This window comes from Pseudomonas putida group bacterium ESBL64 (assembly GCF_045277175.1).
GTDB classification, from domain to species: Bacteria; Pseudomonadota; Gammaproteobacteria; order Pseudomonadales; family Pseudomonadaceae; genus Aquipseudomonas; species Aquipseudomonas alloputida.
Genome location: NZ_CP145799.1, coordinates 840046 through 853524, shown reverse-complemented (window position 1 = coordinate 853524; position 13479 = coordinate 840046). Strand labels below are relative to the sequence as shown.

The 13479-nt window shown below is 61.2% G+C and carries 11 protein-coding genes; 3 read left to right on the top strand and 8 right to left on the bottom strand.

Features of this window, described 5'->3' with window-relative positions:
- Window positions 1-26: 26 nt before the first annotated feature.
- From V6093_RS03835 to V6093_RS03805, 7 genes are all read right to left on the bottom strand, one after another.
- A complete protein-coding gene (locus tag V6093_RS03835) occupies window positions 27-1031 on the bottom strand; it encodes a VirK/YbjX family protein (protein ID WP_265979301.1) in 1005 nt (334 codons plus the stop codon).
- A gap of 9 nt (window positions 1032-1040) precedes the next feature.
- Complete coding sequence (locus V6093_RS03830) at window positions 1041-2018, bottom strand: glycosyltransferase family 2 protein (protein ID WP_012052376.1); 978 nt, start codon at window positions 2016-2018, stop codon at window positions 1041-1043.
- A gap of 5 nt (window positions 2019-2023) precedes the next feature.
- Window positions 2024-2548 (bottom strand): serine O-acetyltransferase, encoded by a 525-nt coding sequence (locus V6093_RS03825; RefSeq protein WP_064492801.1) that lies wholly within the window; start codon window positions 2546-2548, stop codon window positions 2024-2026.
- Between the two features lie 8 nt (window positions 2549-2556).
- Window positions 2557-3513, bottom strand: coding sequence for a glycosyltransferase family 2 protein (locus V6093_RS03820; protein WP_144000085.1), 957 nt, complete (start codon window positions 3511-3513; stop codon window positions 2557-2559).
- A 1-nt stretch (window position 3514) separates the two neighbouring features.
- Window positions 3515-4123: an acyltransferase gene (locus V6093_RS03815; RefSeq protein WP_014756650.1), complete on the bottom strand. Its 609-nt coding sequence runs from the start codon at window positions 4121-4123 to the stop codon at window positions 3515-3517.
- A gap of 103 nt (window positions 4124-4226) precedes the next feature.
- Window positions 4227-5693 (bottom strand): GMC oxidoreductase, encoded by a 1467-nt coding sequence (locus V6093_RS03810; RefSeq protein WP_047602873.1) that lies wholly within the window; start codon window positions 5691-5693, stop codon window positions 4227-4229.
- Window positions 5694-5929: 236 nt separating this feature from the next.
- A complete protein-coding gene (locus V6093_RS03805; RefSeq protein WP_108079287.1) occupies window positions 5930-7306 on the bottom strand; it encodes an oligosaccharide flippase family protein in 1377 nt (458 codons plus the stop codon).
- Between the two features lie 95 nt (window positions 7307-7401).
- Here V6093_RS03805 and V6093_RS03800 point away from each other — a divergent pair, with 95 nt between their 5' ends.
- From V6093_RS03800 to galE, 3 genes are all read left to right on the top strand, one after another.
- Window positions 7402-8928 (top strand): O-antigen ligase, encoded by a 1527-nt coding sequence (locus V6093_RS03800; protein ID WP_265979302.1) that lies wholly within the window; start codon window positions 7402-7404, stop codon window positions 8926-8928.
- A gap of 5 nt (window positions 8929-8933) precedes the next feature.
- On the top strand, window positions 8934-11534 hold the full coding sequence (locus tag V6093_RS03795; protein WP_406669707.1) for a glycosyl hydrolase family 5: 2601 nt from the start codon (window positions 8934-8936) through the stop codon (window positions 11532-11534).
- 105 nt (window positions 11535-11639) lie between these two features.
- The gene (galE, locus tag V6093_RS03790) at window positions 11640-12605 is read left to right on the top strand and encodes a UDP-glucose 4-epimerase GalE (protein ID WP_012052384.1); all 966 of its coding nucleotides are present in this window, start codon (window positions 11640-11642) and stop codon (window positions 12603-12605) included.
- 63 nt (window positions 12606-12668) lie between these two features.
- Here galE and V6093_RS03785 read toward each other — a convergent pair whose 3' ends face one another.
- On the bottom strand, window positions 12669-13475 hold the full coding sequence (locus tag V6093_RS03785) for a CpsD/CapB family tyrosine-protein kinase (RefSeq protein WP_004576287.1): 807 nt from the start codon (window positions 13473-13475) through the stop codon (window positions 12669-12671).
- Window positions 13476-13479 lie beyond the last annotated feature (4 nt).

Sequence of the window (13479 nt, the reverse complement as noted above, 5' to 3'; positions counted from 1 at the left end):
TGATGACCAACCTTCCCTGGCAACCTTCACTTCAGGCTGTCGACTACGGGCGGCCTGTCTACTGCCGATGCACTCACAGCAAATGCATCCCCCTGTTTTCCTTGTAGTCCAAGGTTGTGGTTGCTGCTTGGCAATGCTGCCTGCAAGCGGGTGAAAACATCGTCAAGCAATGCCTGGCGGCGGCGGTACATCGCCCGTTTCTTGGCCGGAATGTCAGCTTCCGCCCGTTGCGCCGGTGCTAGAGGCAGGGTAAAAAAGTCCTCACGGTCAGACGCTGTGGCGCCATGTTCCTGCCAGATCACGTCGTAGTTGGCCGCCAGGTCCTGGCCCTTGTCGCTGCCAAAATAGGGATGGCGATGGTGCCGGCAGGCGTCACTGACGGCATACAGCTGTGTCACACCCAGGGTCCTGCCCAGGCATTTCAACGCTTCGAGCAACAGGCTGCGTGGCCGCAACCCTTCGAAGTCCTTGGTCAGGTCACGGTAGATAGCCAGTGAGGTTTCGCTGTCGATACCTTTGTGAATACCCTGCACCGCACCGATGAACAGGCTGGTCTCACCTTGGCTGCGGCCCAGGGTGAAGGCCAGGGATGCCACACGCAGGTCGGCCTGGAACAGGTTCAGCACCAGCTCGCCTTCGCGCTTGAACCAGATTGGCCGGTCCAGTACCAGGCAACAGCCCGGCGAGTGGCTGGACAGGTCACACAACTTCAGGTTTTCGTCGCGCCCCAGCAACAGCAACGCCGGGAACTGCCCAGCCACCTGTTCAAAGTGCGCAGCCACCACCTCCAGACGCTGTGGCGCCTCCCAGCATCGGCTGATGTAAGGCCATTGCACGACACCGATACAATCCACACCCAGGCGCTGCAAACCATGCGGGCCCAGCGCCGCCGTCATGCGCTGCATGAACCCGTTCAGCTCAGGCCACTGCCTGGCGATCTGCCGTGCCAACTTGTACTTGTTGTGCATCGCCCGCAACGAGTAACCCGGTTGCAAGATAAACACGCTTTTCACGAGGGTGCCGAGCATCATGGGTTTCTCTCACTTGTACTCGATCAAAGCCGATTTGCCAGCCGCAAGGCGGTGGCGCAGGAACTTCAGCTGGCCGAGCATTTCCGGGAATTTGCCCAACACCAGAAACACAGCCTGCAGCCAGTTCTCGCGCGTCGACTTGCCGCCGCGGCGGGCCAGGCGCACGGCCTGCAGTGGGTAGATCAACAGCAAGAGCAGGCCCCAGCCGCCCAGCAGCAGGCAGGCCAGCGCGATCACCAAAGGTATGCCCAGGCCCCACAACCAGGCCCGACGTGACTCACGCAGCCAATGCCGCTCGGGTGGCTGGCCATGCAGGTAGGCGCCCTCGGCATAGGCGTGCCCAGCACGCAGGCTACGCCGCCACCACTGGCTGAAACGGGTCATGCCGGCATCGTGCAGGGTCATCTCGGCAGCCAGTCGCCAGATTTTCCAGCCGTTGGCCCGCAAACGCACACACAGTTCAGGCTCTTCTCCGGCAATCAGGTCAGGCCGGAAGCCACCCACAGCTGCAAAAGCGTCTGCCCGCATCAGTGCATCGCCGCCACAGGCCTTGGCCTCACCGACCGGGGTATCCCACTCCAGGTCGCACAGCAAGTTGTACACCGACCGCTGCGGAAAGCGCTCACGCCGGCGACCACACACCACTGCCACGGCGGGGTGCTGCTCAAGAAAAGCCTGCGCCGTGGCCAGCCAGCTGGCATTCACCTCGCAGTCGCCATCGACGAACTGTACCAGTTGCATCGATGGCAACAGGCGCTGCAAGGCGGCAAAACCTTCATTGCGGGCGCGTGCGGCGGTGAACGGGATACTCATGTCCAGCGCCAGTACTGCCACGCCAAGGTTGGCGGCCAACTGCAGCGAACCATCGGTGGAACCCGAGTCGACGTACATGACCTTGTCCGCCCCGTGCGCCAGCGAAACAAGGCAGCGCTCGAGACGCTGGCCTTCATTGCGGCCGATTACCACCACCCCGATCACCGTTGCCATAGGCCTCACTCGACCGACGCCGTGGCGGCCGGTTGCCGGGCCTTGATGATGGCCGGCACCCCCACTGCCAGTGAATTGTCAGGCACATCTACCAGCACGACGGCATTGGCGCCGATGATCACGTTGTTGCCGATGCGAATACTGCCCAGCACCTTGGCCCCGGTGCCGATGTCGACGTTGTTGCCGAACACCGGGGCAATCGGCTCGTCGACATTCTTCAGGCCCACCACCACGCCGTTGCGGATACGGCAGTCATCGCCGAAGCGGGCATAGCCGCTGACAACGATGCCGCCAAAATGATCGATGACGAAGTTGCGCCCGATCACCACCTCGCACGGCAGTTCGATACCGGTGATGATCTGGACGAATTTGAACAGCACCTTGTAGATGAGCGAGCACAGTTTGCGCAGCAGTGCCGGGCGCAGCGTATAGCGCCAGCGGCCAAAGCGGTACACCAGCAATACCCAGAAGCCCTGGGCGCCCCAGTCCCCGCCATGGGCACGCAGGTCGGCGCGAATATTATCGAACATGGCTTCACCTACCTTGTCGGTTGGCTGGCGTACCGGGTCTTGAACAGCAAAGACCAGGTTGCCTGGCAATGACGCCAGCAGGCCTGTATGGCGCCCCAGCCGCGTCGTTTCAACAGCGCCTTGAGTGCCAGCACCAAGTCGCCCAGCGTCACCAGCAGCATGTGCAGGGCAAGCCCCGCCACCCCGTGATGCTTGCGAAAGTACAGCAACTCGCTTTCGATCTGATAGGACGAGATCTGCCGGCTGGCAGCCTCCAGCTCCGCCACCGACTTGGAGCTTTCGCCACCGATATGCACCACCGTGGTATGCGGGTAGAACACCACTTTCCAGCCAGCCTCCTTCACCCGCTTGCAGTGGTCCACCTCTTCGTAATAAAGAAAGTAGCGCGGGTCGAACAGCCCCACCCTGTCGAGCACTTCGCGGCGCACCAGGTAAAAGCAGCCGGGCAACCAGTCACACTCGCGCACCGAGGCGTGGTCCCAGTTCATGTCGTCGACCATCTTCACCCCTGGGAAGAACCGCCCCAACCCGGTACGCCCAACGAACACATTGAGCGGCGTGGGGAAGTAGCGACAGCTTGGTTGCAGGTCGCCATCGCGACCCTCCAGGCGCACCCCCAGTACGCCGCACTCCGGGTGGGCGTCCATGTAGTCGAGCGTTTTTTGCAGCGAGTCGGCGGCAACGAAGGCATCGGTATTGAGCAGCAAGGCGTACTTGCCCTTGAGGTGCGCCAACAACTGGTTGTTGGCCCGGCCGAACCCCACGTTCTGCTTGTTGCTCAGCAGCAGAGCCTCGGGGCACACCTGGGCCATGCGCTGCACCGAGTCATCGCGCGAGGCATTGTCGACCACCAGGTAACTGGCCAGCCGCTCGCTGTCGGCCCGGCGCAGTGCATCGAACATCGGCTGCAGCAGTCCAGCGGTATTGAAGTTGACCACCATGACATCCACAGGTTTGCTAGTCATTTCAGCTGTCCCCGAAGAAATACTGGCGTCTTTGCGCCATCAGTAACGGTTCCACTTCCGGGTCGTAGGCACCGTTGCGCTGCTTCACCAGGTCTATCCATGGGTAGGCTTCGCAACGTGCCTCGACCCGTTTGATCAACTGCTCGGTGGTACAAATGAACTCCGCAGGGTTGCCACCATAGACGGTGCCTGGCGGCACGTCCTTGGTCACGACCGCCCCTGCGGCCACGATGGATTCGGGCCCGATGGTCACGCGAGGCATCACGATCGCACCATGGCCGATGAAGCAATTGTCCTTGATGTCGATGAATCCGACCGAATCCAGGTGCTTGCCAAAGCGATGCTCGATCAGCAATACCACCCCGTCATGACCGATCAACGTACAGTCGGACAAGCCCACGCTGTTACCGATACGGACCAGCGACGGGTCGAGAAACTTACAGCCTGTATTGACGTAGAAATTGCTGCCGACCGAATGAAAGTTGCCCCAACGGGCCAGATAGGCCCCCCATTCGAGACCAGAAGGGTTACAGAACCTCCTGTAGAATTTGCCCCCTCGCCCGGTTGCATGGGCGTAGTGCGCCACTGCCTTGCGTATCCATCCCTTCATACTGCCTGGCCTCGCGATCTGAACAATCTGGAGTGTCCTGAGGCGTTCCGGTCTCGTTCTTCTAGGTGCTGACCGCATCGCACTCACCCGTGTACAACCTGCATCACGCAGCGGCGCTGCTGGCCGCTTTCATCTTGTTATCGAGGTGGTCGGCCAGCCGCACGGCAAATTGCAACAGCGGCATGGTCGGGTTGGAGGCGCCGCCCTTGGCAAAAATGCTGCTGCCGGCGACATACAGGTTTTCGGTACCGAACACCTTGCAATTGGCATCGACTACACCGAACTGTGGCGAGGCGGCCATACGCGTGGTGCCCATGTGATGGGCATGGGGCGCCATTTTCAGCGGAATCGAGGTGTCGTAGACGAAATCGTTGAGTTTGACGAACCCCAGATCCATGTCGGCGAATTGCTTGGCCAGTTCGCTGCCAATGCACTTGATGGTGTGCCGATCTTCGGCGCTCAGCACCCAATTGACATTGACCTTGGCCACGCCCAGCGCATCCTTCTCGTCCAGCAGCGAAATACGGCTGTGCAGGTTGGGGAACTGCTCGATCATGGTGCTGATCACGCCGTCACCCGGGCAACTGAACTTGGCGACGAAGGCGACCTTGTTGGCAAACCCCATGTCGCAGGCCAGGCTCTCGAGAAAATACTTCACCTCGGCAGTTCGGCCATAGGTCTGCACATCGGCCAGCAAAACAGCAGTGACATTGCCTTTACCGGCCTTGTACTCGTCGACGAAAGCATCGGTGGTGTAGTACTGGCGCGGCTCTGGGTCCTGCCCGGACTTAAGGATAAAAGTGCCCATTTCGATGTTCAGGTGTTCCATGAAACACCCGCCGACCAGCCCTTCCTTGCCCACCACGCCTGCAGCCACCAAGGTCTCGCTGTTGAGTAACTGCCGGGCATTTTCGATGGCACCTGTGGCCAGAATGAAATTGCCAGCCACCAGGCGTTGACGATTGCGCTCATAGTCGGACAACACCACCGCAGCCAGGTGGCCGGAAGCCTTGTCGAACTCCAGGTCAACGCAATTACAGTTGATGAATACGTCCAGTCCTGGCGTCTGCTCCAGTGCTGAAGCGTACTTTTGCGCAAAGCGTGTCGGCGTGCTGAGCAGAAAACGGTCCGCCTCGAAGTCACCACCATTGAGGCCGGCATTCATCGCGCGAAAATCCGAGCCAGGCGCCAGATCGACGATCTCCATCGCTGCCGGCAGGAAGCCTTCGATCTCCGAGTAGGGAATTGGCCAACCCGGCAAGTTGCCTGGCGGGGCGACGGCAAAATCCGAGGGGGTGAATGGACGGCAACGGCCAGCCCAGTGATTGGAGGTGCCACCCAGGTAACGCAGGCGGGTTTCCTCGGCATACAGTTCCAGGCCGGTGGATGAGCACGCGTACAAGTCTTGCGAGTGCGGCGCATATTCGCGCCCCCCGCCTTCGGCGATCATGACGCTCCAGCCGGCGGCTGCCAGGCGCAAGCCCAAGGTTATACCCGCCGGGCCGGCCCCGATGATGCAGAAGTCATAGTGGTCGCGCAGCGCCTTCTGCTGCTGAAAGTCCTTGATCATACTGACGCGTTCCGGAAGTAACGGGACGGTAATACCCAACCGTTGATTACCACGAACCCGGGCTTTTCGACCGGCTTGCCGGCAACGGCCGCCGAGGCGCCGAACACCGCCCCCCCCACACTGAGCAAGACACAACTCTGGAGAAAACCTCTACGACCCAACTGCGCATTACAAAAAGTGAGCTTCTCCATGATCCCGTGACCTGTAGCCATGAAAGTTACACCCAGCAAACTGCGCTACAGCCAGTTGAAAAAGGCCGTCAACAGTGCCCCGCACAGCGCCCCGACCAGCAACATCGGCAGTACCACCAGCTCACGTTTGAGGCTGAAGATATCCAGTTTGCAGTTCACATACACAACCAGCACCAGCGTTGGCACAGCATGCAGGGCAACCCCCCAGATGGCCCACTCCACCCCGCCAATCGCCAGTAACAGCGGCAACAGCCCCCATAACGAGACCAGGCGGATAATGTTGTCCATGGCCTGGTACTTGGTCAGGCCCAAGGCAATCCACACCTGATGAGCCAAGGTATAGCGCAATACGATGAACGATAGCGAGAGAATCGCCAGCATCGGTCCGGCTTCGCGGTAGCGATCGTCATACATCCAGCCGATCAGCAGCGGGCTGGCGGTCAGGAAACCGCCACAGATGAACAGCACCAGCAGGTCGACCAACAGCCGAAAGCGGAAATACAGCGCTTTCAGGCGCGGCTTGTCGTCGGCCCTGGCCGCCTCGCTGAAAGCAGGCAGCGCCACCGCGCCGACAATTTTCATGAGCGCGGTCTGCACCGCACCCAGGATCAGCACGGCGATCGAATACACACCCAGTTGCGCCGCCGACATGCTGGCGCCAAACCATATGCGGTCGCCGTACATCGCCAGCACGCCGACCATCGACGACAACAGGATCCAGCGGCCAAACACGATCAGCTCGGTCAGCGCCGAACGGTCCCAGCGCAGGTGGTTGTTGGGCCCCTCCAGGGCGGTATGCCCCAGCACGGTCCAGACGACCGCCGAAACCAGGCCTGATAACACCAGCGCCCAGATCGAATGGGTCAGCAAGCCCAGTACCAGCATCACCACCAGGCCAGCCACCTGCGAGGCAAGGTCGACCAACACCACGCGCTTTTGTTGGAAAGTGCGTACCGCCACATCTATCTTGGTGGACTGGAAACCCCAGATGGCCGCCGACAGGCCGGTGACCGCCAGTACCATCGGCAGTACGGGCGCGGCATAGGTAGAGTCTGCTGGCCAAAGCTCAGCCAGTTGCGCCAACCAAGCCCCCAGGGCCAGCAGCAGGGTAAGGGCAAACAGCAGGAAACCGCGGATGATCTGCACGGTCCAGGCGGTATTGAGAAAATCTGGATCGTCACCACGGTGGCTCTGGATGATGTTCTGGCGCAGGCCCACATCGGAAAGCAAATGCAGCAGTATCGAAACAGTGGTGGCAATGACCATCACGCCGAACATTTCCGGCAGCAGCAAGCGGGCCATGATCAGATTGCCGCCCAGGCGCATCACCTGTGAAGCCACCTGCGAGACCAGGTTCCATGACCCGGCCCTCAGGGCCCGCTTGCGCAGGCTCGCGGCGGCTGACACATCAATCGACGGCATGACTTCAATCTCTGACTGATTGGCTAAAAGTCACTATAGTTTCAATTAGCCACGATGCTAGCCGTTGCCCACCAAGGGAAAGGTGTACATAGCCGATGCCTGAACATTTTCGTGCGTTGATCGTCATCCTGTTTTTGGCGAGCGTGGTCTTCCTGATGGCCCGGCGGCCTGCCACCGACCTGATTCCGCTCAGTGACTACAAGCGCCGGCGTAATCTGTGGTTCCTGCTGACCCTGCTGGCTTTTTTCTCGCACAGCTTCTGGCTGTACCTGGGCGTGGGCGCGGTCGTCCTGTTGCTGGCCGGGCGCCGCGAGCACAACCCCATGGCGCTGTTCTACATGCTGCTGTTCCTGATCCCGCCAGCGTCGGTACAGGTGCCCGGGTTTGGCGTGGTCAATTACCTCGTTGACCTGAACCATATTCGCCTGCTGAGCCTGTGCGTGCTGCTGCCGGCCGCGCTGCACCTGCGCCGCCAAGGTGACACCCTGCGCTTTGGCCGCACCTGGGCTGATAAATTGCTGGCGGCCGGCCTGCTGCTGCTGAGCGTGCTCTATTTGCGCGAAACCACCCCTACCGACACGCTGCGCCAGGCGCTGTACCTGTATGTCGACGTACTCCTGCCGTATTACGTGGCCAGCCGTGGCCTGCGTCAGATCAGCGACTTCAAGGACACCCTACTGGCCTTCGTACTCGTCTCTTTCGTCATGGCGCTGATCGCTGTGGCCGAGTATGTGCGCCACTGGTTACTGTACAGCGCGCTGGTCGACGCTATGGGCGTGCCATGGAGCATGTCCGGTTACCTGAGCCGCGGCGGTGCGCTGCGGGCGAGCGTCACCACCGGCCAGGCGATCGTACTGGGTTACGTGATGAGCGTGGCCATCGGCCTGTTCCTGTTCGTGCAAGGCTATGTGCAACGTCCGCTGCACAGGGCCATGGGCGCCCTGCTGCTGGCCGCCGGGCTGTTCGCGCCATTGTCGCGTGGCCCGTGGATCGGCGCCGTGGTCATCGTGGTGGTGTTCATTGCCCTGGGCAAAGGCGCCGTCAAGCGCCTGGCGCTGCTGGGTGCGGCTGGCATGCTGGCGTTGCCCTTGCTGACTGTCGTGCCTGGCGGCGACAAGGTGCTGGACCTGTTGCCGTACATCGGCAGCATCGAGAAAGAGAACATCACCTACCGCGAGCGGCTGATGGACAACGCCTGGATCGTCATCCAGCGCAACCCATTGTTCGGCTCCTTCGATTTCCGTAACACACCCGAAATGCAGGCGATGATCCAGGGCGAAGGCATCATCGATATCGTCAACACCTACATCAACCTGGCGCTGCGGGCCGGCCTGGTCGGGCTAGGCCTGTTCGTGGCGTTCTTTGCCGTGCTGCTGCTGGGTATCCGCAGGGCCATGCTCAGTTTTGCCGACAAGGATGACGAACGACGACAGCTCGGCCGGGTGTTGCTGGCAACGCTGATCGGCATTCTGGTCATCATCTTCACCGTCAGCAGCATCACCTTCATCCCGGTGGTGTACTGGTCTATCGCAGGGCTGGGCGTGGCCTACATCCAGATGGTTCGCCGCCTGCACAACAGCCCGGCCGTTGAGCTGGCAGAACCCGACCTACAACCCAGGTAATGCTCATGAATAGGCTGTCCCTGCGTCATTACGTGCGCCTTTCGGCCATTGCCGGCCTGGCCCTGCTGCCGCTGGCCAGCTGGGCTTCAGACTGGCAGGTCAGTGTCGATGAGCAAAATGGCTTGCCTACCGTGACACACGGCGGTGGCCCGGTCATGAAGGCCAAATTCGATTTCTGGGCTGCCAACTGGAGCTGGACCGGTTTCTATACCGACTTCAAGGTCAATGGCCCTTACCACTACACGCTGCGGGGCAAGAACAAGGAACTGGACTTCGACCTGCAGGCTGACATCCGTAAGGAACAGGCACAAACCCTGAGCTGGGCCTTCGACCTCGACGCCCACAGCCGCCAGAACGGTGTCATGGGTGGCGGCCTGGTGTTCCAGTTCGATCCGGCACAAATCGCCGGCGACATGGGGGCCCCGCAGTTGCTGCCCGACAACCGCGGCTGGACGTGGGGCAAGGCCGACCAGGGTCGCCGCATCGAAATGCGCTTCGACCCGCCACTGGCCAAGGTCTATTTCGAGCGCGGCAACCCGTCCGAGCTGCGCGCATTCCTCTACAAGGACCCGATCAGCGCCGGCCGCCAGCAGCTCAAGGCTATGCTCAACGTGACCGGCGACATCGAACTCGGCCCGACGCCCACCGAGCGCTTCGGCCTGGCAGACCCCGCCAAGTGGCCTGATGACCAACTGGACTGGCGCACCTCGCCGGTGGACCTGTCGTTCCTCAACGCAGCGGAAAAACCCGCCGGCAAGCGTGGCTTCGTCAAGGCGGTCGGCGACCAGTTGATGTTCGCCGACAATACTCCAATACGCTTCTGGGGCACCAACCTGTCGGCCTACTCGCTGTTCAAAAGCCCCGACGACGAAATACGCCAACAGGCCAAACGCCTCTCGGCACTGGGTTTCAACCTGGTGCGCTTGCATCACCACGACTCGCCCTGGGTCAGCCCCAACGTATTTGGCGACGGCACCTTGGTGCGCGATACCCAGCAGCTCAGCACCGAATCGCTGCGCAAGCTCGACCTGTGGATCAAGTCACTCAAGGACGAAGGCATCTACATCTGGCTGGACATGCATGTGCAGCGTGCGTTTACCGCCAACGACAATATCGAAGACTTCAAGGAGCTGCCCGAGCAGGATGGTCGCGTCGACCTGAAGGGTTACGCCTACGTGAACGACAGTATCCAGCAAGCGATGAAACGCTTCGCCGAGCAGTACCTGACCCATGTGAACGAATACACGGGCCTGGCCTACAAGGACGACCCGGCCATCGCCGCCGTGCTGATCACCAACGAGAATGACCTGACCCAGCATTACGGCAACGCCCTGATGCCGAACAAGGATGTACCGCGCCACAGCGAGCGCTACATGACCGCAGCCAAGGCCTTTGCCAAACAGTTTGACCTGCCCACCGACCTGACCTGGCGTGCCTGGGAGCATGGGCCGTCGAAGCTGTTGCTCAACGAGCTGGAACAACGCTTCAATGCCGACATGATCGCCCACTTGCGCAGCGTGGGCGTGAAAGTCCCCATTGCGACCACCAGCACCTGGGGCGGCAATGGGCTTAGCGCACTGCCGGCACTGAGCGTTGGTGATGTCATCGACGCCCACAGCTACGGCGACGCAGGCCAACTGGAGAAGAACCCGCTGACCAGCGACGGCATGATCGACTGGATTGCTGCCGCCCAGGTCGTCGGCAAACCGCTGACCGTTACCGAGTGGAACGCCGAGCCCTTCCCGCTGCCGGACCGTCACTCGCTCCCCATTTACATCGCCGGCACTGCCAGCCACCAAGGCTGGGACGCCATGCTGCAATACGCCTACAGCCAACAAGCATTCAACCCAGGTTGGCGCACGGCGGACAACTGGCACGCGTACAACGACCCGGCGATGATCGCCACCCTGCCCGCCGCTGCCCTGCTCTATCGCCGTGCGGACGTGAAACCCGCCACCACTCGCTACGTGTTCGCACCGACACCTGACACCCTGTACAACCAGGAAATCACCCCGCGTAACTCACCGCTGCTGCGCACGGCCATGGAAAAGGGCCAGTTGCAGATCGCCCTGCCACACACGCCGCAATTGCCCTGGCTAAAACCCGCGCCCATCCCGGCAGGCGCGCAAGTGCTGCATGACCCGGGGCAATCGCTGCTGGCCGCCGATGCCACCGAGTCGGTGACCGATACAGGCGAGCTCAGGCGCAACTGGCAACAAGGCATCTACACCATCGACACGCCACTGACCCAGGCCGCCAGCGGCTGGCTGGGCGGCCGCCCGGTCAACCTGGGTGCCATTCAGGTACAAGCGAAAACGCCTTACGCCAGCGTCGTGGTCCAGAGCCTGGACGGCAAGCCACTGGGCCAGTCGCGCGAGCTTCTGCTGTCTCTGGGCACCCGTGCCATGCCCAAGGCCGATGACAAGACGCCGTTCAATGTCGAGCCCCTTGAAGGCCGCCTGGACATCAAGGCACCCGCCGGCCTGAAACTGTTCGCCCGCGATGCACGGGAACAGCTGAAGCCGCTGCCAGTGGCCTACAAGGATGGGCAATACACCATTACCTTCGACGGTACCTACATGTCCAATTGGCTATTCTTGAAATAGAGCATATGGCCATCTACGCTCAGGTCACCTGTAGCTGATCATCCCACCTGCACGTGTCAGGGAGTGTTCACTGCGTCTGTAAACAGCAGATTCCAGGAGGTAGGGATGAAATATCTGGTTGTGGGTGGTGCGGGCTACATTGGCTCGCACATGGTCAAGCACCTGCTCGCCGCCGGCCATGAAGTGCTGGTGGCGGACCTGGTCTCACCTGGCCCCGGTATCCAGTGGGCCAAGCTCGACATCGCCGACGAAGCCGCACTGGATGTGCTGTTTGGCGTGTGTCGCTTCGATGCGGTGTTCCACTTCGCCTCGTTCATTCAAGTGGGCGAGTCGGTCAGCGCGCCTGGCAAGTACTACCAGAACAACGTCGCAGCCACCCTTTCCCTGCTGCAGGCCATGGTCAATGCCGGCATCAGGCACTTGGTGTTTTCTTCGAGTGCCGCCGTTTACGGCAACCCGCAGTACGTGCCGATCGATGAAGCGCACACCAAGGGACCGATCAACCCGTACGGGTTGAGCAAATGGATGGTCGAGCAGATTCTTGAGGACTTCGACCGGGCCTATGGTTTGAAGTCGGTATGCCTGCGCTATTTCAATGCAGCGGGCGCTGACCCGGAAGGCCAGCTAGGCGAGCGTCATGAACCGGAAACCCATCTGATCCCCTTGATCCTGCAGGCTGCATCTGGCCGGCGTGAGGCGGTGACAGTGTTTGGTCGCGACTACGACACACCGGATGGCACCTGCATACGCGACTACGTGCATGTGGCAGACCTGGCGGCGGCCCATGCACTGGCAGTGGATTATTTACTAGACGGTGGCGAGCGTGCAGCGTTCAACCTGGGCAATGGCCTGGGCTTTTCGGTGCAGCAGGTGATCGATACGGCCCGGGCAGTGACCGGGCGACAGATCAATGCCCTTGACGCACCGCGTCGCGCCGGCGACCCGCCACGGCTGGTGGCGGATGCGAGCAAAGCCATGCAGGTGCTGGGCTGGCGCCCGGCATTCGCCTCGCTTGAGCAGATTGTTCGGCATGCGTGGCAGTGGGAGTTGCAGTATCCCTGGGAGCGCTGAGTTGCCCTCGGCTTCCTGTAGGCGCAGCACAAGGCGGCGTCTACAGGCGCATTGCCAGAAGGCTCAGTAATAGGTGCGCGGCTGTTCGTCAGCCTTGTTCAACACTGTCCCGATCAGGTTCACCGTGCCCAGGTGATGCAGGCAATCCTCGATTTCCTTCTTGTTGTTCATTCCGTTGGCCACCACCAGCAACACGCAGTCGAACTTGGGTAACACGGTGATCGCATCGTCCGAGCTGAGCAGCGGTGGCAAATCGAAAATGCAGATGCGCGATTCGTAGCGGTTGCGCAAATCACCAATCAGGTTGTTCACCTTGGGCGAGGACAGCATCTCGGTCGACAGGGGCACGGGTACCCGCGTTGGCAGCACCACGAAGCGCGGCAAGGTGGGGTTGACCAGGCAGTCCTGCAACTCGGCCTTGTCCGTCAGAAACTCGTTCAGTGCCTGCTCCATGGGCAGCCCCAGGTAACTGCCGACCTTGGGCCGACGCAGGTCGAAGTCCACCAGCAACGCAGTCTTGGTGGTGTGGTGGGCAATACTCATGGCCAGGTTGATCGCCAGCATTGTCTTGCCCGCTTCCGGCGTTGGCGAGGTGATAGCCAAGGTACGCCAGCCGTTCTCGTCCATGGCCCTGAGCACCTGCGTACGCAACAGGTCGATCGGCCCGTTCATGTTGGAGTTCTTGTTGTACGCCACGATGCGGTTACGCTCCAGGTGGTCTGCACGCAGCGGCACCACCTTGGTGTTCACGTAATCGAACTGACCCGGCACTTCGGCCAGCGCCGTACCGGGGGCGGGAGACAGTGCCTGGGGGGTACCCGGGGTAACCTGATGAATATTGTTGCCAACAGCCGGCTTGATCCTGTCCATCACT